Raw genomic sequence first — 24,945 nt, 5'->3', positions numbered from 1 at the left:
ATGCTGAACATTGATGAGATTCAGAACGGTATCGTTATCGACCATATCAAGGCAGGTACGGCCATCGGCCTGATGGATCTGCTGGGCATCAAGGGCAACCGCACCTCCAGTGTGGCTCTCATCCAGAACGCCCGCAGCCACAAGGCTGCATCGGGCCGGAAGGACATCATCAAGGTGGAGGGCGACGCCTCTTGGCTCAACCTCGACGTGCTGGCCTATCTCGACCCCGACATCAGCGTGACCGTCATCGAAAATGGCCGGGCCATCAAGAAGGAAAAGCCCCAGCCCCCCAAGCGTCTGGTCAACATCGTGCGGTGCAAGAACCCCCGCTGCATCTCCTCCATCGAGGAAGAGTGCGACCAGATCTTCGAGCTCAGCTCCAACGGCAAGTATCGCTGCATCTACTGTGAGCAGGAGCTGCAGGTCAAGCCGGAATGATCTCCTACTGAACACAGCGCCCCCGTCAGCCATGCACTGACGGGGGCGCTTTTACGTTATGATGTGATTTTTAATGTCCAGATTGTGCCAGCGTGCGGCCATCAAGCTTCGCCCATTCTCTGCGGCCATTGGACGAACGGCCAAGTATAATAGATGCCGCAGCAGAGGCACTGGTGAATACATTGTCCTCGGCAAATACGTTATTCTGTATTATACCGATCCCTAGCAGAGTTTTTCTCTGTTCCACATAGTTCTGCGGCAATCCACTCGTCACATCTGGGGCAATGCGGCTGCCCTTCAATACCAGAAAACAGTCTTTATCGATAGGATACCCCATAGCGCTGCTCCCGCGACCAGCCAGCAAAAACAGACCTTCGTCTGTCCCACTTTGCCGGGAAGGATTCAACTCCCACTTTTCTGCAAACACGTCGCTCAGCATCGCCTGCCGCTTTTTCACAACATCCGGCGTCCATACAGGCTCATTGATGACCTGCGTCGTGAGAACATAGGAACTCGTGCCGCCTTTTGACTGGAAATATTTTTCCTTCTTGGTCGCGAAGCCATAATTCTGTGCCGCAGAATTTCTCTGCCGGGTCAGCGGCACAAGATTTGCGATGCGGTTGAGCCAATATTTACGCTCCTGCTCATCCGGCCAGAGTTCCAGCCAACTGCCATGGACAGGAGGATGCTGCGGCAGGACATGCTCGATGGTAAACAGCTTCTGATTATACGATGCCCCGCCGTCACTCATGAAAGAGTCCAGCCGCTGGATGATGTAGTTACGGCGCTGTGCGGTCATCGTATAAATTTCGCCATCCAGTGTCTGCTGGAATTGTTCTTTTTCCCAGTCAGTAAGCTCAATGTTTCTCAGTGGATCAGCCAGCGTGCTGTCAGGCCGACTTTCCATTTCCACCAGAAGCCATTTATACCGGTCTACGCGGTGGTTGACATCCTGCGCGGTCACCAGTAGATAAGATGCCAGCCTTTCCAGCTTTCGGATAAACCAGAGAACGTATTTCGAATCATTCGGGTGCTCTGCGAGAAATTTGATAGCAGGTGGCATCCAGTCGGAGTTATTGGTCTTGTTCAGCCAGAAAAGCAGCCCGTTTACCTCGTCTGCATGATGCGTAGCAGTGAACTCGCAATTTTTCAGCTGAACGTAGGCATTCGTATAAGGTACAAGATAGTCATCGATCAGCTGTTCCGGGGATACCGTCTTTAACACGTACTCTTCAAACTCTTCCCGAAGGGTCTTTTTCTGGCGTTCCTTTACAAATATAGTACGGGTGTGAGTAAACACTTCATTGAACCCGTCACGTCCTGTCAACTCCTCCAGCCCTTCCCATTTTTCCGTGTAGCCCTGCTGTTTTTCTTTGGGAAGACTTCCAATAACAGTCGATTTGATGATGTCTGTCGGCAATAAGTCGAGTCCCCTGCTGTTCATGACCGTAAAAATACGGAATGCGGATTCCTGACTCGGCGTCGAAACGACCACCAGATAGCAACGGGTCAGCAAAAACTGTGTAAATCTTAGCCGATCATCGTCATTGCTGAACATTTCAGCAAAACTCTCGCGAAGCACAGCGCAGTTTTTCTGGATATGCAGCTTTGCCTCGGTGTCCAACACCGCCGGATCCAGCTGCCCCAATGCGTCCAGCTGAATATTCTGGATGTACTTATGGAAAAACGGCTGGTCTTTTTCCTTGAGGAATAATCTCGGCTGGGCCTCGATGCCCTCCAATACATTGCCCTTTTCCTGCAAATATTTTTTGCAGTCCATCTTATAGTCTTCGTTGTCAAATGTGTCGGCAAGAACTGCAAACAGGATGGACAGTGTCGTCAGGCGCTGCTGTCCATCGATGACATCGGCATAGCGGTTCTGTTCATCCTTGATAAGGACGATGCTACCCAGAAAGAAATTTTCTGTGTTCTCTGTCTGGAAAAATCCATATAAATCATCGAACAGCGCGCCCGTTTCATCTTCCGTCCATGCATAAGGGCGCTGGTAGCCCGGGATATGATACTCAAAATCCGAGCTGAATATCTTGGAAAGCGGATATTCTTTTCCGGTTATCTTGCTGCTTACCACACTGCTCATAGCAGACCCTCTTTTTTTGTTGCTTTCGTACATCCGTTGTGTTTGCAGTATCCCTCAGACCTTCCGCCGCAGCAGGCTCAGGGGCGGCAGCTCGGGGGTGGGGATGGTGTAGTGCTCCATGGCGTGGGGGGTGGACTCCACCAGCTCACCGGCCTCATTTTTGATCCACGCGGGGGTCAGCGGGATGCTGCGGCCATCCGGGCAGAGGGCCTCCAGCGTGTCGCCGAGGCTCCACTTGCCCCGCTGCTGGCAGCTGGCGACGCCGTTCTCCCAGCCGTCCACGGTGCCCACGAACTCCCACTCGCGGATGTAGGTGGCGCTGTCGGTGGCCTGACGGGCCTGCTCCCTGCCAAAGTAGAAGCCCGGGGAGTAGTGGCGGTGGCTGGTGCGGGTCAGCTCGGCCAGCACCTCCTCCGGCAGCTCGAAGCTCTCGTTCATGGGGTCGGCCAGATACTGGTCAAGGGCGCGGCGGTAGGCGGCAGTCACGCTGGCGACGTAGTAGAAGGTCTTGGCGCGGCCTTCGATCTTCAGGCTGTCCACGCCCGCCTTGCAGATGAGGTCGAGGAAGGGGGCGGTGCACAGGTCGTTGGCGTTCAGGATGTAGCTGCCGTCCTCGTTCTCGCCGATCTCGTAGAGCTGGCCTGGGCGGGTCTCCTCGCTGAGATAATACTTCCAGCGGCAGGGCTGGGCGCACTGGCCCCGGTTGGCGTCGCGGCCCGCCATGTAGTTGGAGAGCAGGCAGCGGCCCGACACGCTCATGCACATGGCACCGTGGACGAAGGCCTCGATCTCCAGCTCCGGCGGGGTCTTGTCCCGGAGGGTGGCGATGTCCTGTAAGGTCATCTCCCGGGCCAGCACCACCCGCTTCGCGCCCATGTTGTAGGCGGCGCGGGCTGCGGCCCAGTTGGTGATGCCGGTCTGGGTGGACATATGGACGTCGATGTCGGGCGCAAAGGTCTTGCAGGCGTCCAGAACACCGAGGTCGGCCACGATGAAGGCGTCCACACCGGCGGCAGCCGCGTCCTTGATGGCCTGCGGCAGGCGGTCGGCCTCCTCATTGGTGGGCAGGGTGTTCATGGTCAGGTAGACCTTGCGGCCCCGGGCGTGGGCGTAGATGACGCCCTCTGTCAGCTGCTCGGGGGTGAAGTTGGTGGGTGCAGAGCGCATCCCGAACTCGGGCAGGGCGCAGTAGACGGCGTCCGCGCCGTAGTTGATGGCGTACCGCAGGCGCTCGAGGTCGCCCGCCGGGGCCAGAAGTTCCGGTATCTGTAACATGATATTCCTCTTTTACGTTAAGCTTTTATTGACTTTTGCCGCCGCATCGCAGTTTTTCTGATGGTCTGCGTAGGTGCGGGCGTAGTAGTAGTTTCCCTTGCGGTCGGTGACGAAGAAATAGGCGTCCTCTGCCTCCTCGTCGGGCTGGGGGGCGAGGGCGGCGCAGAGGGCCGCGATGCCGGGGTTGGAGATGGGTCCGGCAGGCAGGCCGGTGCAGGTGTAGGTGTCGTAGGCCGTCCGGATGTTCTCCGGGATGCTGTCCCAGCCGCCGTAATAGGGCGCGACCCAGTTCCAGAGATAGTTGTTGTCGGCGTCGCTCTGGACGTAGCTGGAGGTGTTGCTCTGGAGCTTGGGGTAGGGCGAACCCTCGGCCAGACGGTTGCGGAACACCTGCGCCACGTTGTCGTCCTGCGCGTTGCCCGCCTCCTCCTGCACGAAGGACGCCAGCGTCACCACCTCGGGCAGGGTCATCCCCTGCTCGTCCATCGCCGTATACATCTCGTCGGTGATCTGCTTATCGAAGTGGGCATAGAACGTCTCCACATAATGATGGACGGTGTCGTCCTTCAAAAAGTCGTAGGTGTCCGGGAAAAGATAGCCCTCACACTTGAGGAAGCGGTCGGGGGCGTCCTTGTCGTCCGGGACGTACTGCCAGAACCGGTACGAGCTGAAATCGCCGGTGTTGGCCTCCGCAAGGAAGTCCTCGGCGCTGCACAAGCCCGCGTCCTCCATCTTCCGGGCGATGGCGATGGCCGTCGTGCCCTCGGGGAAGGTCAGCCGGACGCTGTCGGCCTGCGCGTAGGCAGAGAGGGCCGCGATGATGGCATCGTAGGAGCTGCCGGGGGCAAGCTCGAACTCTCCGTATTGGAGCTTCGCTGCCGCGCCCTGCCGGCCCACATACCAGCGGAAGAGGTGGGGATACCGGATGACGCCCGCCTCCTTGAGGCGGTTGGCGATGGCGGCCACGCCGCTGCCCTGCGGGATGCTCACGCTCACCGCACTCTGGGCAGACGCGCTGCCGTTTATTTCTTTCTTCGCGGCCAGCAGACAGCCGCCCGCCGTCAGGATCACGACCAGCAGCACAGCTAATATAACTTTTGCTGCTCCGCCTTTTTTCTTCTTTCCTTGTTGTGCCATACGCACTCCTTTATCGTCCGTTCAGCTCTCCATCATCAGCCGCATATAGCTCTCTTCCACGTCGAAGGGTTCGGCGTCGAACCGGATCATGCCGTAATCCTGCCGTCTGCCCTCGCCGAGGAAGAGGTTCTGGGCCGCGCCCACCGTGATGACGGCGCGCTCCACGATGACCTCCTTCTCCCGGGCGGCTTCCATCAGCACCTCGGCAGAGCGGTCGTCCTCGGCCATCATCTCCACAAAGTAGAGGGTGTCCTCCCGGCGGAAATAGACGCCGTAGCCCTTCCCGCTGGACACGATGGTGGCACCCCGGGCGTAGAGGTCGCCCAGCACGACGGCCATCCGCTCCGGCGGGAGCTGGACGGTGTCGGGGCAGAAGCGCTCCCGCAGCTCACAGAGCTTGCGGGCGGTGACGGAGTCGAACTCGGCCTGACTCCACAGGTTGCGGGACACCTCCCGGGGCAGGCAGCGGAGGGGGAAGGCCCAGCGGAAGCCCTTGCTTTCCAGCAGAGCGGCCTGCTCCTGCCCCTGCGGCACAGCCACCGTGAAGCCCGCCCCCCGCAGCTTCTGCTGGGCGCAGAGATAGTCCACGAGGCCCGCGAGGAGCAGCTCACCCTTCCCGCACAGGCCATAAAGATAGCTGCCGCTGCGGCCCCTGAGGGTGACCGGCACGGCCAGCGCAGCGGCCTCGAGCCGTCCGTTCTCCTCGGCGACATAGACATTCTCCACCCCGGCGAACTGTTCCAGAGCGGTCTTGGCAAAGGCGGCGCTGTCGCCCCGCTCTGCCTGCCACAGTGCCACGACTGCCGCCTCTTCAGACGGCTGCATCAAACGATACATCGATAGTATCCCTCCCTTTTTCGCGGTTATCCGAGCACGTTTCCGGCCAGCGCCTGCACCTCGGCCTGAATGTCCTCGATGGTGCGCATGGCCCCGTCCGCCGTGCAGTGGACGGTGGCCCAGCCCAGATGCTCCGCGCAGTACTCGGCGGCGCGGCGGCTGCGGGCCAGATATTCGGTGTCCTTTTCGTGGACGTCCTTCCTGCTCTCGTCGCCGTGGTAGCGGCCGGTCATGAGCTTCTGGCTCACGGCGGGGTCTACCTGTAAGTAAACGACGGCGTCCGGCGCGGGCAGGCCTAAAAGCTGGTACTCATATTCGAAGGCCCAGCGGAGGAAGCCGTCCCACTGGTCGGGCGGGAGCTTGGAGCACTGGTGGACGGCGTTCGACGTGGTGTAGCGGTCGGCGATGACGATGCCGCCCGCCTCATAGAAGCTGCCCCATTTGGTCTTATAGCTGGCGTACCGGTCCACAGCGTAGAAGCTGGACGCGGCGTAGGGGTTGACGTCGTCGGGCCTGCTGCCGAACTGGCCGGAGAGGTACATCTTTACCAGCGCGCTGGAATCGCTCTCGTAGTCCGGGAAGGTGATCTCCATCACCCTGCGGCCGCTCCCGGCCAGATGGGCGGCCAGAAGCTTTGCCTGCGTGGCCTTGCCGGAGCCGTCCAGACCCTCAAGGACGAAAAGCCTGCCCTTGCTCATTCTGCCCTCTCCCCTTTCAGCGCGGCGTACCGGGCGCGGACCTCAGCGGTGCGGCCGCAGCACATCCTGCCCTCCGGGCAGGGGCCGGACACGCAGGCCGGGCCGGCGGTGCGGAAGAGATGGGGTGCCACCGGGTAGACCAGCCGCAGCATCTCCTCGGCCAGCTGCCGGATCTCCCACTGGGCGCGGCTGCAGCAGCGGAGGTGGAAGAAATTCTGGAGGCTGCGGGCGTTCATGGTCACGACCATCTTGGTCTCGCAGGCGTTGGGCAGGACGAAGCGGGCGTCCTCGTTGGCCTGCTTGGAGGCCTTGGCCCGGGCCTGCTTTTCGGGCAGGCCCTCGGCCATCAGGCGGGCGGTGTGGCCCTCTTCCAGCTTCTGCACAAGGTCGAGGTAGCGCTTGGCATCCTCGTCCATGCTCTCGAGGAAAGCCGCCTTTGCCTCGGGGATGGCCTCGATCTCGGGCGGGATGACGTAGCGGAAATCGTCCAGACGGACGTACCGCTGGCTCTGGACACTGAAGGACGCGATGCGGTGGCGGGTGATCTGGGCCAGCAGGGTTCGGCTCACCCCCTCGATGCCGAAGGTGAAGCTGGCGTGCTCGATGGGGCTGGCGTGGCCCACGTCGCTGAGCATGGTCAGGAAGCGGGCGGTCTTTTCCTCATCCAGCCCGTCCAGAAGGTCGGTGATGTGGGCGTCGGAGTAGCAGAGCTTCGCCGCCGCCGCCACCACCTTCTCCGGCTCCGGCGTGTGTGCGATCAATCGGACAGTCATCATTTTTTCTCATTCCTCCGTCGTTATCTTCACAAGGGGCGCATAGTTTGCCATGGTCTTCTTCACGCCCACCTTCTCGAAGCGGATCTCCACGATCTGGTCGCCTGCGGCGGGCTTGACCTTCAGCACCTCGCCCCGGCCAAAGACCTTGTGCTCCACGATGTCGCCCGGCTCGTAGTGCTTGGGGCCGGTGGAGGCGGGACGGGGCGCAGGAGCAGCCGGGCTTACGCCGCCGCCTGCGGGCCGGACCGGCGCTTTGGGGGCCGTCGGGCGGCCATAGCCGCTGCCGAAGCCGGACGGGCCGGAGCTGCTGCCATAGCCCGACGCGGTACTGCCCCGGCCCGCATAGTCCGCGCCGAAGCCGCGGTTTCCGGACGAAGGGGCGTTGTATTCCTGATTGAGGTAGCCACCGCGACCGGAGGCCGAACGCCCCCAGCCGGAGGGGCCGGAGTAGCCCGACGCACCGCCCGGGACGGTGTCGCTGCCCCAGCTGCTGCCCCAGCCGCCCAGACGGGAGCGCTGCTCCAGCACCGGGCTGCGGGTCTCCTCGAGGTACTCCGGCTCGATTTCCCGGAGGAAGCGGCTCGGCTCGTTGCGCTGGGTGCGGCCATAGAGCATCCGGGTGACGCTGTTGGAGATGTACAGCTCCTTCTTGGCGCGGGTGATGCCGACATAGGCCAAGCGGCGCTCCTCCTCGAGGTCGGCCTCGGAATACTTGCTCATTTCACTGGGGAAGACCCCCTCTTCCATGCCAATGAGGAATACATAGGGGAACTCGAGGCCCTTGGCGGAGTGGATGGTCATAAGCACCACCTGATCGGCGCTCTCGTTGTAGCTGTCGATGTCGCTGATGAGGGCGATGTCCTCCAAGTAGCCCTCCAGGGAGGCCTCCTCCCCGTGCTGGTCGCAGTAGCTCTTGACGTTGTTGACCAGCTGGCCGAGGTTCTGCAGGCGGTCGGCGGCGTCCTCATGGCCCTTGGCGGCGTCGGCCTCCAGCATGGCGCGGTAGCCCGTCAGCTCGATGACATCGGCGGCGAACTCGTCCAGCGTCTTCGTTTCCAGCGACTCCTGCAATTTCTGGTAGATGTCCCAGAATTTATACAGCGGCGCGATGGCGCGGCTGAGCTTGGCGTACTGGTCGGCCTGCGAGATGACGTCCAGCATACTCACGCCCTGCTGGGCCGCGAGGTCGGCGATGACCTCGACAGTCGTTGCGCCGATTTTACGCGCAGGCTCGTTGATGATGCGGCGGAGGCGGATGTCATCCCGGGGGTTGGCCACGATGGACATATAGGAGTGGATGTCCTTGACCTCCTTGCGGTCGTTGAAGCGCTGGCCGCCCACGATCTTGTGGGGGATGCCGGCGCGGGTGAAATAGCTTTCGATGGGGGCCGACTGGGCGTTCATCCGGTAGAGGATGGCGTGGTCGGCCAGATGGCCGCCCGCCTTGAGGTGCTGACCGATGACGTCGGCGATGTGCATGGCCTCATCCTGCTCGTTCTCGGCGGTGTAGACCTGCACCTTGTCGCCCTCGCCGTTCTTGGTCCAGAGGGTCTTGCCCTTCCGCTCGGTGTTGTGCTGGATGACGCAGTTGGCGGCGTTCAGGATATTGGAGGTAGAGCGGTAGTTCTGCTCGAGGCGGATGGTCTTGGTGCCCTTATAGATGCGCTCGAAGTTGAGGATGTTTTCGATGGTCGCGCCCCGGAAGCGGTAGATGCTCTGGTCGTCGTCGCCCACGACGCAGATGTTCTTCTCCGGGCCGGTGAGGAGACTGACGAGGCGGAACTGGGCCACGCTGGTGTCCTGATACTCGTCCACCAGCAGGTATTTGTACTTGTTCTGGTAGAACTCGCGGACGTCCTCGTGCTCCGACAGCAGGATGACCGTCTGGTAGATGAGGTCGTCGAAGTCGAAAGCACCAGCTTCTTTGAGCTTCCGCTCATAGGCGGCGTAGACCTTGGCCGCGAGGGCGCCCTTGGTGTCCCGGGCGGGGGTGCGCAGGGCCTCTTCGGGGCTGATGAGCTGGTCTTTCCAGCGGCTCATCTGGTTGATGGCGCTCTTGATGGGGAAGAACTTGTCGTCCACGCTCAGCTCCTTGTACACCGTCTTCATGACCCGCTGGGCGTCGTCGGTGTCGTAGATGGTGAAGCTGCGGGGGTAGCCGATCTCCTCGGCCCAGCGGCGGAGGATGCGGACGCAGGCGGAGTGGAAGGTGGAGGCGAAGACCTCATCCCCCTCTTCCCCGCCCAGCATCCGGCGCAGGCGCTCTTTCAGCTCTCCGGCGGCCTTGTTGGTGAAGGTGATGGCCATGACGTTCCAGCTGCGGACGGCGTTCTGGCGGAGCATCCCGTCCAGCCACACCGGGGCGTCGGTGCCGGTCATGATGGCGGTGCGCAGGGCCTTCACGTCCTCCTCCGTGACCTCCCGGGGCGTCCATTTCGAGCCGTGGGCCGAGCCGAAGCGGATGAGATTGGCGATGCGGTTGACCAGCACAGTGGTCTTGCCGCTGCCTGCCCCCGCGAGGATGAGGAGCGGGCCGTCGGTGGTGAACACCGCCTGCCGCTGCATCTCGTTCAGCCGTCCGAACTGCTTTTCAATATAGGTATCACGCAAAGCGCAGAATTGTTGTGCGAGATCTGTTGCCATTGTTTCACCTGTTCTTTTCGTTCATTTCTGGATAAACCACTTGATTTATAGTATATCACATTTCGAAAAAGTTGTACATAATAAGAGGAAACTCGTCGGGTAGAGCTGCGGGGGCTTGGCGGCGGTGCACGGGCAGGCTGTCCTCCGTACAACCTCTCAGTCTCGTCGCAGGCTCCTCGCCAGCTCCCCTTGTAGGGGAGCCTCTGGCGAAGAGGGAAACTTTCCGGGTAAAGGCAAAACCTTCCGGTATGCCAAGGCCTCCCCTCGATAGGGGAGGTGGCACGCCGCAGGCGTGACGGAGAGGTTTCGTTCCGCTGCGGCTCACGGTCAGGCTCACCTCCGTACAACCTCTCAGTCTCGCTATCGCTCGACAGCTCCCCTAGTAGGGGAGCCTCTGGCGAAGAGGGCAGCTTTTCAGACGATTCCAAAAGCCCCAAAACAAAAACCGCCCCATCGCGGAAAATACCACGATGGAGCGGAGATATTCAGGAAATGCTTAGCCGAAGATGTTGATGAGGATACCAGCAGCGACGGCAGAGCCGATGACGCCGGCCACGTTGGGGCCCATGGCGTGCATCAGCAGGAAGTTGGAGGGATTCTCGCTCTGGCCCACCTTCTGAGAGACGCGGGCAGCCATAGGCACAGCGGAAACGCCTGCGGAGCCGATCAGGGGGTTGACCTGACCGCCGGTGAGGATGTACATGACCTTGCCGCAGATGACACCGGCAGCGGTGCCGAAGGAGAAGGCGATGAGGCCCAGCACGATGATGAACAGGGTGCGGTTGTTCAGGAAGGTGTTGGCGGAGGTGGTGCAGCCGACGGACAGGGCAAGGAAGATGGTGATGATGTTCATCAGCTCATTGCCAGCGGTCTTCTGGATACGATCCACGACGCCGCACTCCTTCATCAGGTTGCCCAGCATCAGCATACCGACCAGAACGGCGGCATCGGGCACGATGAGGGAGACGATGATGGCGACCATGATGGGGAAGATGATCCTCTCGGTCTTGGTCACGGTGCGCAGCTGCTTCATCACGACGGTACGCTCCTTCTTGGAGGTCAGAGCCTTCATGATGGGGGGCTGGATGACGGGCACCAGAGCCATGTAGCTGTAGGCCGCGACGGCGATGGAGCCAAGCAGCTCAGGCGCCAGACGGGAGGTGACGAAGATAGCGGTGGGGCCGTCTGCGCCGCCGATGATGGAGATGGCGGCGGACTGCTTCTGGGTGAAGTCCACCAGACCGGTCGCGGCCAGCAGACGAGCGCCCATATAGGTGCCGAAGATGCCGAACTGAGCGGCAGCGCCCAGCAGCAGGCTCTTGGGGTTGGAGATCAGGGGGGCGAAGTCGGTCATGGTGCCGATGCCGAGGAAGATCAGCGGCGGGTAGATGCCCAGCTTGACGCCCATGTAGAGCATATCGGCCAGACCGCCGTTGTTCAGGATCTCGATCCACATCGGGTGCTCGAGGCCGTCACCGACGAAATACTGCATATGGATGACGCCGCTGCCGGGGAGGTTGGCCAGGATCATGCCGAAGGCCATAGGCAGCAGGATCAGAGGCTCGAACTCCTTGACGATCGCAAGGTAGAGCAGGAAGCAGCCCACGTAGATCATCACGGCGTAGAGCATACCGCCCGGCTCACCGAACCGGGCAAAGCCGGAACTCTGGAAAATACCGACCAGAGTATCAATAAACTGAGTCATGTTTTTCCTCCTGTGTTAAAAGGGCGCAGTGGTGTCGTTGACGCCAGCCTTGCCCCAGCCATTCTTGCCGCGGCGGACTGCCTTCAGCACGTACTTGCCGTTGCCCATAGAGTAGATGGCTGCCATGATGGCTGCCACAACGTCGCCGGGGATGCCTGCCTCCACCTGCGGGGCAGCAGCCTTTGCGGGTGCGGCAGCGGGCGCAGCGGCCTGTTTCACAGGAGCAGCCGGTTTTGCAGCAGACGCAGCCTTGGCGGCTGCCTTCTTGCTGTTCATGGCGTCAAAGATCTTGCCCTCCAGCGTGATGATGGCCATCAGCAGGACGAGGATCAGAAACACCAGCACAATACCGGTTATGGTAACGATCACATCATAACCTAAATCCATGGTCTTCCTCCTAGTTACTTTTTTCTTTGCCGGCCGCCGGGCGGACAGCAAAAACCGATTTGAAAGTATTATACAATATTTTCCGGGTCGATTCAACAACTATGAACAAAAATCATGTTCTTCTTCACCAGACTGTGAACAAGCCCTCAGCGGCGGCCCATGCGGGGGGTGGCGTCGGTGAAGCCGGTTTCCAGCTTGTCGCCCATCCGCAGGCTCATGGCCGTGCCCAGCGCCACGCAGTTGACGGGGTCGGGCGAGACCGTCACCTCCACCTTCAGCTCCTGACTGAGGTACTCGGGCAGGCCGTGGAGCTGTGCGCCGCCGCCCGTGAGGACGACGCCGTTGCGGTAGATGTCACCGGCCAGCTCGGGGGGCGTCTTTTCCAGCACCTGATGGGCGGCGGTGCCGATCTGCTCGCTCAGGCGCATGACCGGCTCGTAGAGGTCGGCGGTGGAGACGTTGACCCGGACGGGCAGGCCGGTGAGCAGGCTGCGGCCCTTGATCTCCATCGTCTCGTTGAAGTCGGCCTTCTGGGGGCAGCAGGCCACGTTCTTTTTCAGGTTCTCGGCGGTGCGCTGGCCGATGGCGATGCTGAACTTGTTGCGCACGAACTTGAGGATCTCCTCGTCGTAGTGATTGCCCGCGACGCGGACGCTGGTGGCCTTGACCTTGCCGCCGAGGCTCAGCACGGCGATGTCAGTGGTGCCGCCGCCGATGTCGATGATCATCCGGCCATCGGGGACGGTGATGTCGATGCCGGAGCCGAGGGCGGCGGCGATCGGCTCATCAATGAGGTAGACCTGACGGGCACCGGCGGCCATGACGGCCTCCACCACAGCGTCGCTCTCGATGCCGGTGATGGCGGCGGGCACGCAGACGGCCACCCGGGGCTTGACCATGTGGGAGCTGTAGACCTGATTGACGAAGCGGCAGATCAGCTCGCGGGTCATGGTGTGGTCGCTGATGACGCCGTCCTTCAGCGGGAAGATGGCGGAGATGTAGTTGGGCGTGCGGCCCACCATTGCGAGGGCCTTGTCTCCTGCCTCGAGCACGCAGTTCTTGCGGGTGTCCACCGCCACTACGCTGGGCTGGTTGAGGACGACGCCCTGCCCCTCCTGCGCAATGATGATGGTCGTCGTACCAAGATCGATACCGATGTCGTTCTGTGCCATAGTCGTGAATTCCTTTCTCTGCTGCCCCATTCTCTATTGCGATCGCCCATCTCCGGGCGAGGGTCATCAAAACACATTATAGTATAGCATATCTGAGGGGAAAAAGAAACCCTTTGCGGGGGCTTTGCGGCGGCGCACGGACAGGCTGTCCTTCGTACAACCTCTCAGTCTCGTCGCAGGCTCCTCGCCAGCTCCCCTTGTAGGGGAGCCTCTGGCGAAGAGGGAAACTTTCCGGGTAAAGGCGAAACTTTCCGGTATGCCAAGGCCTCCCCTCGATAGGGGAGGTGGCACGCCGTCAGGCGTGACGGAGAGGTTATCCCCGCCTGTGGCTCACGGGCAGGCCGCCTGTCAATCCTCTTTTATCTTTCCTGCTCCGACGGCAGAGCCTCCGCCAGCAGGGCCGCGAGGCCGCTGTAGCGGAGGTTCTGGCGGACGTTGGACATCATCCGGTTGACGACGTCCCGGCGGCCCACCACGATGCAGAGCTTCCGGCCCCGGGTGACGCCGGTGTAGAAGAGGTTGCGGTAGCACAGGCGGGGCGGCACCTGCGCCGCCGGGAGGATGACCGCCGGGAACTCGCTGCCCTGACTCTTGTGCACCGTGATGGCATAGGCGATCTCCAGCTCGTTGAGGTTCTCGGCGGGATAGACCAGCCGCCGGTCGTCCATCCGCACCACCATCGAGCGGCTGCGGGGGTCGATGGACTCCACGATGCCGATGTCGCCGTTGTACGCCCCTACCCCCTGCTCTCCGCCGATGCGCTGCCATGTGATCTCGTAGTTGTTGCGCACCTGCATCACCTTGTCGCCCACCCGGAAGACCCGGGCCGCGCTCTGCAATTCGGGCCTGCCCTTCTGGGGCGGGTTGAGCAGGGCCTGCAGCTCCACGTTGAGGGCCTGCGTGCCGGTGGGGCCGAGCTTGGTGGGGCAGAGCACCTGAATGTCCTTCACCGGGTCGAACTGGTAGCTGCGGGGCAGGCGGGTGGTCACGAGGTCGCAGACGAGCTTTTGCGCCGCGTCGCCGTCCGACTCAAGGAAGAAGAAATCGTCCGTTTTGCCGCCCTTTTTCAGCGGCTCGCCCGAGATGATGTGGTGGGCGTTCTCCACGATGAGGCTCTGGGCCGCCTGCCGGAAGATCTCGTTGAGGCAGACCGTGGGCACCAGCCCCGAGCGGATGACCTCGCCGAGGATATTGCCCGGGCCGACGCTGGGCAGCTGGTCGGCGTCGCCCACCATGATGATGCGGCAGCTGTACCGCAGGGCCGCGATAAGGGCCTGAAACAGCCTGACGTCCACCATGCTCATCTCGTCGAGGATGACCACATCGCATTTGAGGAGGTTCTTGTCGTTGTGGATGAAGCTGACCACGCCGCCGGTGTAGTCCACCTCCAGCAGACGGTGGATGGTGGAGGCCTTGCGGCCCGTCAGCTCGCTCAGGCGCTTGGCGGCCCGGCCCGTGGGGGCGCAGAGGGCCACCCGCTCGGCCTGATCTTCCAGAAGCTGCAGGATGGCGTTGACGGTGGTGGTCTTGCCGGTGCCGGGGCCGCCGGTGAGGACGAGGCAGTTTTCGGTCATGGCCTTCCGGATGGCCTCCCGCTGCAGGGGCGCGTAGGCGAAGCCCTGCGCCAGCTCTAAGATCTGGATGTTTTTGTCGAGGCCGTGGGCCGTCTGCTTCCCCCGCTTCGTCAGCAGGGCCAGACGGTCGGCGATGTCCTGCTCGGCGGCCAGAAGGTCGGGCAGGTAGATATATTCCGTGCCGTCGAAGGTCTTTTCCGCCAGCGTCTCCGCCCCGAGGCAGCGGGCGAGGGCCTCGTCCAGCTTTTCGGGGGGCTGGTGGATGAAGTTCGAGGCCGTGGCCAGCAGCTGGGCGCGGGGCAGGCAGGTGTGGCCGTTGCCCGCGTTGTGGCGGAGGGTGCGCAGGAGGGCGGCTTCCAGCCGCTGGGCGCAGTCCCCTGCCATCTGGTAATACTGGGCGATGCTGTCGGCGTGGCGGAAGTCCAGCTGAAGCGGCTCGCCGCAGAGCAGATAGGGGTTCTGCTGGATGGCCGTCATGGCCCCCGGGCCGAAGGTGCGGAAGACCTCCATCGCCCGGCGGGGGCTGATCTCGAACTGGGCCAGATAGGCGATCAGCTCCCGCATCCCGAACATCCGCTTGAACTCCTGCTGGATGCGGTCGGCCTTGTCCGCCGAGATGCCCGGGATGAGGGTGAGCTGGGCGGGGTCGTTGGCGATGACCTCCAGCGCCGCCGCGCCGAACTTGTCGATGATCTTGTCCGCCGTCCGTGCGCCGATGTAGGGCAGCGACCGGCTGGCGAGGAAGGCATAGACGGCCTCGAGGTCTTTGGGCATATCGGTCTCGCACTCCTGTGCGTGGAACTGCCGCCCGTAGGTGGCGTGGTTCTCGTACCGCCCCCGGCAGACGACGCTCTCCCCTGCATGAAGCTCCCCCACCACGCCGCAGACCACCGTTACCACACCGCCGCCCGATACCTCGAACACGGTGTAGCCGTTGTCCTCGTTCTGGTAGATGATGTCCTCCACCGTGCCTTCCAGCTGTTCCAGCTCCCGCTCCATCGTCCCGCCTCCTCGTTTTTGACACAACTATATATAGTATAGCGGTTTTGGGGGGATTTGTAAATATGGGAGAGCTTTGAAGGCTCTCCCTCTGGGAGAGCTGTCACCGAAGGTGACTGAGAGGGCAAGCCCGTCTCCCAAGAGCATCTACACAGCGATACGCACCGGCTTTTGTCAGAGCGATGCTATCGCTGCGCTTTTTGTTTTTTCTGTAGCGTCCTAGCCCTCTCCGTCATTGCTTCGCAATGCCACCTCTCCCATAGGGAGAGGCACTGGCGTGCCGGGCCACTTTCCGCTGGACGCTGGAAGCTCAATATGGCATAAAAGATAGTGCCCTGCTACAGAGGGCAGCAGCTTCGGGACAATATTCCTTGTCAAGCTGCCGTGAATCTCTGTAGCAGGGCACTACTGTTTACGATAAAATCAAACTTTGCTCGTCCCGCGTGGGCCTGACCGGCCTGCCAATGGCTCTCCCTCTGGGAGAGCTGGCGAGCGGAGCGAGACTGAGAGGGCTAGGATGCTGGCGAGGACTCGCAGGCGCAGCGATAGCATCGCTCTGACGGAGAGCCTGCTTATCGCTGTATGGCGGCTCTTGAGAGACGGGCTTGCCCTCTCCGTCATTGCTTCGCAATGCCACCTCTCCCAAAGGGAGAGGCTTGAGCGAAGCTCCCCCTCAATCCTCCACCCGCGCTGCGGCAAGCTCCTTTGTCAGGCGCTTGCGGACGGCGAAGTAGGCCGGGATGAGGAAGAAGCAGGCGAAGAACCATGCCACGGGGTTGGCGATGCAGGCCGCGAAATAGCCCCAGAGGGGCACGAACCAGCAGCCCACCATGACGCGGGCCACCATCTCGGCCACGCCTGCGAACATGGCAAGGCCCGAGTAGCCCAGACCCTGAATGGTGTAGCGGTAGATGATGAGGACGGCCAGCGGGATGTAAAAGAGGCTGTTCCAGAAGATGAAGCTCCGGGCGTTGGCCATGATCTCCACCTCGCTGCTCTCGAGGAAGAGGCTGATGAGGGGCACGTCCATCACCCGCAGGATGAGGAAGGAGGCCACGCTGTAGACGCAGCCGATGCCCAGCGCGGTGGTGACGCCCTTGTCCACACGCTTCAGGTCGTGGGCGCCCATGTTCTGGCTGGCGTAGGTGGTCATGGCGGTGCCGATGCTCTCCAGCGGCACCGAGAGGAACTGGGCCGCCTTGCCGCCTGCGGTCTGTGCGGCCACGATGCTGCTGCCCAGACCGTTCACCGCGCCCTGCAGCACGACGCTGCCGATGGCGGTGATGCTGCACTGCAAGCCCATGGGGATGCCCATGTTGCAGAGCTTGAGGCAGTGGCTGGCGCTCAGACGGCCCTCTTCCCCGCTCCACTTCAGCTCCGGGTAGTGGCGGACGATGTAGACGAGGCTGCCGATGCCCGCCACCGCCTGACTGAACACGGTGGCGAAGGCCGCGCCGAAGGCCCCCATCCGGAAGATGAGGATGCAGAGCAGGTCGAGGCCGATGTTCAGCACGCTGGCCACCAGCAGGAAGTACAGCGGCCGCTTGCTGTCGCCCAGCGCACGCATGAGGGCGCTGGTGACGTTGTACAGCAGGGTGAAGGGGATGCCCCAGAAGATGGTGCGGATGTAGATGTCCGCGATGTCGATGATGTTGTCGGGGGTATTGGTCCAGACCAGCACCGCCCGGGTCAGGGCCACCGTCACCACCGTGAGCACGGCGGCGAAAAAGAGGCTCAGCCAGACGGTATTGGCGGTGTAGCGCCGCATCTCGCGGTAGTCCTTCGCGCCGAAGGTCCACGAGATGGGGATGGAGAAGCCGCAGGCGATGCCGTTGACGAAGCCCAGCACCAGATAGTTCAGGCCGCCCACGCTGCCCACCGCCGCCAGCGCATCCACGCCCACGAAGCGGCCCACGATGATGGTGTCGGCCAGATTGTAGAACTGCTGGAACAGGCTGCCCAGCATCAGCGGCACCGCAAAGGCAAGGATGAGCCTGAGCGGGCTGCCCTGTGTCATGTCTTTTGTCATACAAAGCCCCTCCCCGGGCGGTCACTTAACATTTCTTTGCCGGATTTTTGCCGACAAAAACGCCCTGCCGGACGAGGGGCAGGACGTTTTGCGTTTCATGAGTGGTATTATACTCAGCTCATCGTGATTTTGCAAGGGGTTTTGGGCAGATTTCTTCGTACAACATTGCTATTTTCTATCGGCGGTTTTTGGTGATTGTGCGCAGTGGAGCGGCAGGTCTGCCCCTGCGCAGGACCCTCCTGCTGCACTCCCTCTCAGCGCACGCTCTCAGCCTTCATAATCGTAATCCCGTACGGAGTCATAAAAAGAATTCCACCAAGCATGATCCGGCGACTGACTGACCCTTATCCATTTTCTTGTCTCCCAATCTGCGGAGTCATAAAAGGGATCCCTGATCCGTGTCTGCAGGATTGGTTTCCAATATAACTGATCACCCTCCTGCACCGGCTGCCACTCCCACCAATAATCGTCGCTGCTCCCCATCCATTTTCTTGTCTCCCAATTTCCTCTCAAATCCGGCGGCTGACTGTCATCCTTGCCCGGCTTCCACACCCAGTCACCCTGACTGTCCGTTACCCATCCGCTTGTCTCCGGCTGCTGGGCGCTTGTTTCCGGCTGCTGGACCGTGGTAAGGCTGTCCGGCGAGAGAGTCGGGAGACCGCTGAGGTCTCCGACGGAGGAGGCCGGGTCGTCCTTCTTGCCGTCCTGCTTCCCGCCCGCGAGCTTCACGATGTTGCCGGTAAATGTCTTCCACACCGTCTGGTCGGAGGCGGGCTTCTTCGGCTGCTGGGCCGTGGTAAGGCTGTCCGGCGAGAGAGTCGTCAGCCCGCTGAGGTCACCGACGGCACCCGTTCCCGGCTGAGTCAGCCCGGGCTGTCCGCTCAGGGAGCCGCCTTCCAGACCGGAGATGACAACTCCCCACCATTGCTCTTTCTCCTGCCTGCGGCGGGCGATGGCCTCCTCCACCCGGGCAGTCTCCTGTGCTTTCTCTTCCTCATCGCCAACGTGGTACACGAGGACCAGTTCCTTGCCGTTTTCGCGCAGGACGGTCTCATCCGAGAATGTTTTTCTATCATATCCCGTCTGCCCCACAACACGGAACCGATAACGCCCTTCATGGGACAGCTCGAGTTCGAATGCACCCTTCGCGCCGACCAGATCTTTGATCCGGGCCAGCGGAATGACTGCCTCCATCTCCTGCCCTTCCCCATCAAGGAATCGGACGCGGAGTTCATCGACCTCCTTTGCAAGCTCCCGCAGCGAGTCGCCTGTCATCCAAAAGAGCGAACCGTGGGCATCGAAGCGCAGGACCTTGTTGACCGGGTCATACTCTGCCGTGGTCACATCTGCAAGCTCCTGTGTGCCATCCGGATGGGTGATCACGCCCATGGCCTCGTACATCTGCTTCACACGGCCCGGCACCTCGCCAGCCTGCGTGTCCGGAGCGTCGTCCTCGTCGTCGTCCTCGTCGTCGTTGTTCTCGGTATCATCGGGCTGTTCCGGCTTGTCCGGCTTGTCCGGCTTGTCCGGTTTGTCCGGCTTGTCCGGCTGCTCCGGCTGGGAGGGCGTCCGCCGGTCGTAGCTGTAGTCCTCCATCTTCTTCCCGTCGGGGTCGTAGCGGGTCAGACTGCCGTTGTGGCCGCTGGAGAGGACGTCATTGGAGATCTCGCCGACATCTCCGCCGCCGATGGCCGCAGTTTTGCCGCCGGTGCTTGCTCCCGCCTTGGCCTCCACCTCGGCGTCGCCGGAGATGATGATGTGATTGGGGTTGTCGGGGTTGCTGGGCGGCGCATCCGGGTCTATCTCGCGGCCTTCCGTGCCTGCGCCGTCGCCGATGCCAGCCGCGCCGGGGCGGGAGGGATCCAGTTTTTCATCCATATCGCCGCCCGAGGCCGACACCTTGCCGCCGGAAATTTCGATGTCGCGGCCTGTGCCGTACACACCGCCGCCGATACCGGCAGCGCCCTCGCCGCCCACGGCCTCTATCGTGCCGCCGGTGATCTTGATGTTGCTGCCGGTGCTCTCCATTCCTCCGCCGATGCCTGCGCCACCTTTGTCGCCGCCCTCGGCGGTGAGGGAGCCGTCCTTGCCCTTGTCGTCCTTGATGGTCAGGGTGCCCTCTGGCTCGTGGCCGTCCTTCTCGAGGCCCGCATTGTAGCCGCCGCTCTTCAGCTCGTTGTCGCCGTCCAGCTCGATGGTCACATCGCCGCCGCCCTCGACCCGGACAGCAGCTTCGCCCTTATCGCTGACGTCGATCTTCAGGTCGTCGAAGGTGACGTCCACGTCGCCGCCGGAGGTGTCGATGGTGACGGTGTTCTCCTCCGACTTGCCGGTGATGACGGTGTCGGTGTCCTCCACATCCTTCTCGCCCTGTGTGACCCTGTTCGTGCCTTCGGCGTCGCCCGCCTTCACGGTGATGTCGCCGTCGGCGATGTCCCATGTTCCCGCATAGGCCGGGATGCCGGAGCTTACCACAATGCCCGCGATGACGGCGGCGGCTACGCCCCGCCGGAGTGCGCTTTTCAGTCTCATAGTACGTCTCCTTTCGTTCTGTGTATCATGCAATGCCGTCGCTGCGGCTCAGGCGCTCCGTGCGAGGGGAGTAGACCGGAACGAGCAGTGGCTTATCCTCCTCGGGAGCGGTGTCCTCAAATTGGGAAGCCAGCTGTTTCAGGGACTCGTCAAGCCCGATTCTCGGCGTTTCCTCTCTCGCAGGCTCGAGCCACCAATCCAAACTCGGGTGGTCGTCCCTTTTTTTCGCGAGTTGGAAGTCCATCTCCCGCTTTTGTTTCAGTAATTCGTCGAGTTCACGTCTGAGTTCTTCACTCGTTTTTCGCTCTACCTCTTCGTGTTCGTGGGTCAATATCAGCCACTCCTCCACCTCTGGTATCCACAACTCCCGAAAGCGCTCCGACAGGTCATCCCGCGTTTCGCCGTCCAGCCGCTGGATGGTGACCCGGCTGGAAAAGAAGCCCTTGACCACCATGCCGCCGGGCAGGGGTTCGGGGGCATTCTCCTGTGCCGGGGGCGGGTCGTCATCGTCGTCGTCCTCGTCCTCCTCCGGCTGGGGCGTAGGGGTGGAGGTGTAGTCGTAGCCCATCCCCTCCATCTCGGTGCCGTCCGCGTTCAGACGGGTCAGCCGTCCCCCCGTCACCTTGTGGTCGGCGTCAGAAAGGGCCTCCGTGGGCACCTCGCCGTAGCTGCCGCCGATGGCCGGGACCTTGGCGTCTGCCACCTGACTCCCCGCCTTGGCCGTCACCTCGGCGTCGCCGCAGATGTAGAGTTTTCCCGGGTTCGGGTCGTCGGTGTCGTCCGACGCGCGGTATGCGCCGTCACCGATACCTGCCGCGCTGCTCCCGCCCACAGCCTCCACCGTACCGCCCCGGATGGTGATGTTGCTGCCGGTACTCTCCTTTCCGCCGCCGATGCCTGCGCCGCCGTCGCCGCCCTCGGCGGTGAGGGAGCCGTCCTTGCCCTTGTCGTCCTTGATGGTCAGGGTGCCCTCCGACTCGTGTTCGTTCTTCTCGAGGCCCGCATTGTAGCTGCCGCTCTTCAGCTCGTTTTTGCCGTCCAGCTCGATGGTCGCATCGTGGTCGCCCTGCACGGTGACGGCGGCATTGCTCTCCCGGACAGGGCTGTCATCGCTGCCATTCCCCTCCTTCTTGCCGCTGACGTCGATCTTCAGGTCGTCGAAGGTGACGTCCACGTTGCCCTCGGAGGTGTCGATGGTGACGGTGTGCTCGTCTGATTTGCCGGTGATGACGGTGTCGCCCTCATCTTTTACGAAGTCGTTATCGCCCTGCTTGACGTTGTTCGGCCCCTCGGCGTCGCCCGCTTTCACGGTGATGTCGCCGTCGGCGATGTTCCATGTTCCCGCATAGGCCGGGATGCCGGAGCTTACCACGATGCCCGCGATGACGGCAGCGGCTACGCCCCGCCGGAGTGCGCTTTTCAGTCTCATAGTCTGTCCTCCTCTGGTCTGTTCGTCATTCGAGAACCGGTCTTTCTTGATGCAAATTTACCAAAAAATCAAGAGGATGTCAATAAAACCTGCGCGAATGGGGGTGTTTTCGGCGTGAGTGGCACAAAAGGGGCTAAACCTCTCCGTCACGCCTACGGCGTGCCACCTCCCCTATCGAGGGGAGGCCTTGGCATACCGCAAAGCTTCGCCTCTTCGCCAGAGGCTCCCCTACTAGGGGAGCTGTCACCGAAGGTGACTGAGAGGTTGGACGGAGGAGAGCCTGACCGTGAGCCGCATACGCAAAAAAGCCCTCCCGAGCGGGGAGGGCCATAGCCTATCTTATTCGGAGTAATGCGCCAAAAACTGCTTCGTGCGCTCCTCCTGCGGGTGGTCGATGAGCTGGCGGGCCGGGCCTTCCTCCACCACGACGCCGCCGTCCATGAACAGGATGCGGTCGGCCACGTCCCGGGCAAAGTGCATCTCGTGGGTGACGATGATCATGGTCGTCTTGCGGTCGGCGAGGTCGCGCAGGACGCGGAGGACCTCGCCGGTCAGCTCGGGGTCGAGGGCGCTGGTAGGCTCATCGAAGCAGAGGATGTCCGGGTGGAGGGCCAGCGCACGGGCGATGGCCACCCGCTGCTGCTGGCCGCCGGAGAGCTGATGGGGGTAGTGGCCCGCCCGCTCCGACAGGCCCATCTGGGCCAGAAGCTCCCGGGCCTGCGCCTCGAGGCGGGCGTGGACGGCCTTTTTGTCGGCCTTGTAGCCGGGCTGCTCCCGGGCCAGAAGCTCCCCCGCCAGCATCACGTTTTCCAGCGCGGTGTACTGGGGAAAGAGGTTGAAGTTCTGGAACACGAGGCCGAAGTGGAGGCGCTTTTTCCGCACCTCGCTCTCCCGCTGGGTGGCGGGGTCGGCGGCGTCCCACATGGTCTCGCCGTTCACCCGGATGACGCCGGTGTCGGGCCGCTCAAGGAAGTTGAGACAGCGCAGAAGGGTCGTCTTGCCCGAGCCGGAGGAGCCGATGATGGCCAGCGCCTCGCCCTGCTCGAGGGTGAGGGAGATGTCTTTCAGCACCTTCGTCTCCCCAAAATTCTTCCCGATGCCGGAGGCTTCGAGTAATGCCATAGTTTATATCCTCCTTAGCAGCGGAAATAGTCCATCTTCTTCTCGGCCCAGTCCAGCAGCAGCGTCAGCGCGCCGACAAAGACGAGGAAGAAGAGTGCGGTCGAGAACAGCGGCCAGATGAGGCCCTTGGCGCTGTATTCCTTCGCCATCATGATGATCTCCTTGTTGGCGATGACGTTGGCCAGCGAGGTGTCCTTCACCAGCGTGATGACCTCGTTGCCCATGGGGGGCAGGATGCGCTTGACCACCTGCAAGAGGGTGACTTTAAAGAAGATCTGGCTCTTGGTCATGCCCAGCACCTGCCCGGCCTCGGTCTGGCCCTTGGGCACAGCCTCGATGCCGCCGCGGTAGATCTCGGAGAAGTAGCAGGCGTAGTTGATGGCGAAAGCCACCACAGCCGCCACCAGACGGCCCGAAGCGCCGGAGGGCCAGGGGTTCGTCATGCCCAGCAGGCCCGGGCCGAGGTAGATGACGATGATCTGGAGCATCAGCGGGGTGCCCCGGATGACCCACACGAAGGTCTTGACAACGCCCCGCAGCGGCGCGCACCGGCTCATGGAGCCAAAGGCCACCACGAGGCCCAGCGGCAGCGAGAAGAGCAGCGTCAGGAAAAACAGCTCACAGTTGAGCGCGAATGCGCCGGTCAGACGCTCGAGAATCACAGTCACAGGATCACTACACCTATCTTATTATAATAATGTATCTCAGTCGGCGAGGGTCAGGCCGTACTTGTCGGCCAGCGCCTGCATGGTGCCGTCGGCCTTCAGCTCGTCGAAGGCGGTGTTGACGGCGTCGGGGACGTCGCTGCCCTTGCGGAAGGCCACGCCGTACTCCTCCACGTTCAGCTCGTCCACCATCTTGAGGTCGGCGTAGTCGGTGCCCTCGCCGATCATGGCAGAGGCCAGCGTCAGGTCAAGGATGGCGGCGTCCGCAGTCCCGGCGGCCACCTCCATCAGGCAGTCGGTCTGGACAGACTTTGCGATGTAGTCGGCCTGCGAGAGGTCGGCGTTCTCGGTGATGGTGGTCTCGCCTGCCGAACCGGCCTCGGCCACCACGGTCTTGCCGATGAGGTCGGCGGTAGAGGTGTAGTCGGTGCCCTCCTTCACCACGACCACCTGCGCGTTCTTGACGTAGGGCTTGGTGCAGGCCATGTTCTCCTCCCGGTCATCGGTGAGGGTCAGGCCGTTCCAGATGCAGTCGATGCTCTTGGCGGCCAGCTCGGTCTCCTTGGTGTCCCAGTTGATCTCCACGAACTCCGGCTCGACGCCCAGCTTTTCGCAGACGGCGGTGGCCAGCTCGGTGTCGAAGCCGGTGAAGTTGCCGTCGGCGTCGGTGTAGTTCATCGGCTCGTAGACGGTGTAGCCGACGACCATCTTGCCGTTGGACTGGATGTAGGCGAGGTCGCTGTCGGCGACGGCAGAGCTTGCCGGGGCGGCAGAGGCCGAGGCGGCGGCAGAAGAAGCAGCCGTGGAAGTGGATGCGGCACCGCCGCAGGCCGCAAGGCTCAGTGCCATCGCACCGGCCAGAAAAGCAGAGACCAGACGTTTCATATGCAAAGTTCCTCCCTCAGGGGTCAGCAGGCGCGGCCTTCGTTTTACCGCTTTACCGTGCTAAACCGTTAAACTGTGACTATAGAATAGCGCGTTTTGCCCCGTTTGGCAAGAGGGAAAGCGATTTTTTTGCGTTTTGCCCGCAGACCGCCCCTTTCCGACAGGGTTTTCGGTGTATTTGTACAAAGGACAGGGGGGCGTCCGCCCAAGGCTCCCCCTTTGGGGCAACGGCGACGACCGCCGCCAGCGGCGGAAACAGGGAGGAGCTGTTGGGGCAGCGGCCAGCAGGATGCAAGCGACAGCGAAGCAGACGCTGGGAGCCGCAACCCGGCCTTGGCGAGCGAATGCGAGACTGAAAGGGCAAGGATGCTATCGTAAAACAAAAAGCACAGCGATAGCATCGCTCTGACAAAAGCCAATGCTTATCGCTGTGCAGATACTTTTGGGAAACAGGCTTGCCCTCTCCGTCATTGCTTCGCAATGCCACCTCTCCCAAAGGGAGAGGCTTTGGCCCCCACTCAGGCCAACACAAGCACCACCAAGC

The 24,945-nt window shown here is 62.1% G+C and carries 18 protein-coding genes; 1 reads left to right on the top strand and 17 read right to left on the bottom strand.

What is annotated here, in order from left to right; all coding sequences use genetic code 11:
• Positions 1 to 438, top strand: a complete 438-nt coding sequence (locus LKD23_RS05335; protein ID WP_227620762.1) for an aspartate carbamoyltransferase regulatory subunit — start codon at positions 1 to 3, stop codon at positions 436 to 438.
• 70 nt (positions 439 to 508) lie between these two features.
• Here the strand turns inward: LKD23_RS05335 and LKD23_RS05330 are convergent, their stop codons facing one another.
• The 17 genes from LKD23_RS05330 to LKD23_RS05250 form a co-directional block, all read right to left on the bottom strand.
• A complete protein-coding gene (locus LKD23_RS05330; protein ID WP_227620761.1) occupies positions 509 to 2,536 on the bottom strand; it encodes a DUF4357 domain-containing protein in 2,028 nt (675 codons plus the stop codon).
• A gap of 54 nt (positions 2,537 to 2,590) precedes the next feature.
• On the bottom strand, positions 2,591 to 3,811 hold the full coding sequence (locus tag LKD23_RS05325) for a peptidase U32 family protein (protein WP_227620760.1): 1,221 nt from the start codon (positions 3,809 to 3,811) through the stop codon (positions 2,591 to 2,593).
• A 12-nt stretch (positions 3,812 to 3,823) separates the two neighbouring features.
• The gene (gene mltG / locus LKD23_RS05320) at positions 3,824 to 4,948 is read right to left on the bottom strand and encodes an endolytic transglycosylase MltG (RefSeq protein WP_227620759.1); all 1,125 of its coding nucleotides are present in this window, start codon (positions 4,946 to 4,948) and stop codon (positions 3,824 to 3,826) included.
• Between the two features lie 21 nt (positions 4,949 to 4,969).
• Positions 4,970 to 5,785 (bottom strand): hypothetical protein, encoded by an 816-nt coding sequence (locus LKD23_RS05315; protein WP_227620758.1) that lies wholly within the window; start codon positions 5,783 to 5,785, stop codon positions 4,970 to 4,972.
• Positions 5,786 to 5,811: 26 nt separating this feature from the next.
• Positions 5,812 to 6,483 (bottom strand): dTMP kinase, encoded by a 672-nt coding sequence (locus LKD23_RS05310; protein ID WP_227620757.1) that lies wholly within the window; start codon positions 6,481 to 6,483, stop codon positions 5,812 to 5,814.
• On the bottom strand, positions 6,480 to 7,259 hold the full coding sequence (gene thyX / locus LKD23_RS05305) for an FAD-dependent thymidylate synthase (protein WP_227620756.1): 780 nt from the start codon (positions 7,257 to 7,259) through the stop codon (positions 6,480 to 6,482). Before thyX ends, LKD23_RS05310 begins: the two co-directional genes overlap by 4 nt.
• Positions 7,260 to 7,265: 6 nt before the next feature.
• A complete protein-coding gene (locus LKD23_RS05300) occupies positions 7,266 to 9,902 on the bottom strand; it encodes an ATP-dependent helicase (protein WP_349138458.1) in 2,637 nt (878 codons plus the stop codon).
• A gap of 496 nt (positions 9,903 to 10,398) precedes the next feature.
• A complete protein-coding gene (locus LKD23_RS05295) occupies positions 10,399 to 11,607 on the bottom strand; it encodes a sodium ion-translocating decarboxylase subunit beta (RefSeq protein ID WP_227620754.1) in 1,209 nt (402 codons plus the stop codon).
• A gap of 15 nt (positions 11,608 to 11,622) precedes the next feature.
• The gene (locus LKD23_RS05290; RefSeq protein WP_227620753.1) at positions 11,623 to 11,994 is read right to left on the bottom strand and encodes an OadG family transporter subunit; all 372 of its coding nucleotides are present in this window, start codon (positions 11,992 to 11,994) and stop codon (positions 11,623 to 11,625) included.
• 146 nt (positions 11,995 to 12,140) lie between these two features.
• Entirely contained in the window at positions 12,141 to 13,166 is a 1,026-nt protein-coding gene (locus tag LKD23_RS05285; RefSeq protein ID WP_227620752.1) for a rod shape-determining protein, read from the bottom strand.
• A gap of 359 nt (positions 13,167 to 13,525) precedes the next feature.
• Positions 13,526 to 15,739: an SF1B family DNA helicase RecD2 gene (gene recD2 / locus LKD23_RS05280; RefSeq protein WP_227620751.1), complete on the bottom strand. Its 2,214-nt coding sequence runs from the start codon at positions 15,737 to 15,739 to the stop codon at positions 13,526 to 13,528.
• Positions 15,740 to 16,412: 673 nt separating this feature from the next.
• Positions 16,413 to 17,768, bottom strand: coding sequence for an MATE family efflux transporter (locus LKD23_RS05275; protein WP_227620750.1), 1,356 nt, complete (start codon positions 17,766 to 17,768; stop codon positions 16,413 to 16,415).
• Positions 17,769 to 18,035: 267 nt separating this feature from the next.
• On the bottom strand, positions 18,036 to 20,300 hold the full coding sequence (locus LKD23_RS05270) for a right-handed parallel beta-helix repeat-containing protein (protein WP_227620749.1): 2,265 nt from the start codon (positions 20,298 to 20,300) through the stop codon (positions 18,036 to 18,038).
• Between the two features lie 25 nt (positions 20,301 to 20,325).
• Positions 20,326 to 21,729 carry a hypothetical protein gene (locus tag LKD23_RS05265; protein WP_227620748.1) on the bottom strand — a complete coding sequence of 468 codons (1,404 nt, stop codon included), beginning with the start codon at positions 21,727 to 21,729 and terminating at the stop codon, positions 20,326 to 20,328.
• Between the two features lie 339 nt (positions 21,730 to 22,068).
• Entirely contained in the window at positions 22,069 to 22,851 is a 783-nt protein-coding gene (locus LKD23_RS05260) for an amino acid ABC transporter ATP-binding protein (protein WP_227620747.1), read from the bottom strand.
• Positions 22,852 to 22,865: 14 nt separating this feature from the next.
• Positions 22,866 to 23,513 carry an amino acid ABC transporter permease gene (locus LKD23_RS05255; protein WP_227620795.1) on the bottom strand — a complete coding sequence of 216 codons (648 nt, stop codon included), beginning with the start codon at positions 23,511 to 23,513 and terminating at the stop codon, positions 22,866 to 22,868.
• Positions 23,514 to 23,555: 42 nt separating this feature from the next.
• A complete protein-coding gene (locus LKD23_RS05250) occupies positions 23,556 to 24,401 on the bottom strand; it encodes an amino acid ABC transporter substrate-binding protein (RefSeq protein ID WP_227620746.1) in 846 nt (281 codons plus the stop codon).
• Positions 24,402 to 24,945: the final 544 nt, after the last annotated feature.

The organism is Faecalibacterium butyricigenerans (assembly GCF_020687345.1).
Lineage (GTDB): Bacteria > Bacillota > Clostridia > Oscillospirales > Ruminococcaceae > Faecalibacterium > Faecalibacterium butyricigenerans.
Note: the sequence above shows the minus strand (reverse complement) of the source record. Positions and strands in the feature narration are given on the sequence as shown.

Excerpts from the sequence above, each read along its gene's own strand:
- LKD23_RS05335 (WP_227620762.1), top strand. The coding sequence starts at position 1 with ATGCTGAACATTGATGAGATTCAGAACGGTATCGTTATCGACCATATC.
- LKD23_RS05330 (WP_227620761.1), bottom strand. The coding sequence starts at position 2,536 with ATGAGCAGTGTGGTAAGCAGCAAGATAACCGGAAAAGAATATCCGCTT.
- LKD23_RS05325 (WP_227620760.1), bottom strand. The coding sequence starts at position 3,811 with ATGTTACAGATACCGGAACTTCTGGCCCCGGCGGGCGACCTCGAGCGC.
- mltG (WP_227620759.1), bottom strand. The coding sequence starts at position 4,948 with ATGGCACAACAAGGAAAGAAGAAAAAAGGCGGAGCAGCAAAAGTTATA.
- LKD23_RS05315 (WP_227620758.1), bottom strand. The coding sequence starts at position 5,785 with ATGTATCGTTTGATGCAGCCGTCTGAAGAGGCGGCAGTCGTGGCACTG.
- LKD23_RS05310 (WP_227620757.1), bottom strand. The coding sequence starts at position 6,483 with ATGAGCAAGGGCAGGCTTTTCGTCCTTGAGGGTCTGGACGGCTCCGGC.
- thyX (WP_227620756.1), bottom strand. The coding sequence starts at position 7,259 with ATGATGACTGTCCGATTGATCGCACACACGCCGGAGCCGGAGAAGGTG.
- LKD23_RS05300 (WP_349138458.1), bottom strand. The coding sequence starts at position 9,902 with ATGGCAACAGATCTCGCACAACAATTCTGCGCTTTGCGTGATACCTAT.
- LKD23_RS05295 (WP_227620754.1), bottom strand. The coding sequence starts at position 11,607 with ATGACTCAGTTTATTGATACTCTGGTCGGTATTTTCCAGAGTTCCGGC.
- LKD23_RS05290 (WP_227620753.1), bottom strand. The coding sequence starts at position 11,994 with ATGGATTTAGGTTATGATGTGATCGTTACCATAACCGGTATTGTGCTG.
- LKD23_RS05285 (WP_227620752.1), bottom strand. The coding sequence starts at position 13,166 with ATGGCACAGAACGACATCGGTATCGATCTTGGTACGACGACCATCATC.
- recD2 (WP_227620751.1), bottom strand. The coding sequence starts at position 15,739 with ATGGAGCGGGAGCTGGAACAGCTGGAAGGCACGGTGGAGGACATCATC.
- LKD23_RS05275 (WP_227620750.1), bottom strand. The coding sequence starts at position 17,768 with ATGACAAAAGACATGACACAGGGCAGCCCGCTCAGGCTCATCCTTGCC.
- LKD23_RS05270 (WP_227620749.1), bottom strand. The coding sequence starts at position 20,300 with ATGAGACTGAAAAGCGCACTCCGGCGGGGCGTAGCCGCCGCCGTCATC.
- LKD23_RS05265 (WP_227620748.1), bottom strand. The coding sequence starts at position 21,729 with ATGAGACTGAAAAGCGCACTCCGGCGGGGCGTAGCCGCTGCCGTCATC.
- LKD23_RS05260 (WP_227620747.1), bottom strand. The coding sequence starts at position 22,851 with ATGGCATTACTCGAAGCCTCCGGCATCGGGAAGAATTTTGGGGAGACG.
- LKD23_RS05250 (WP_227620746.1), bottom strand. The coding sequence starts at position 24,401 with ATGAAACGTCTGGTCTCTGCTTTTCTGGCCGGTGCGATGGCACTGAGC.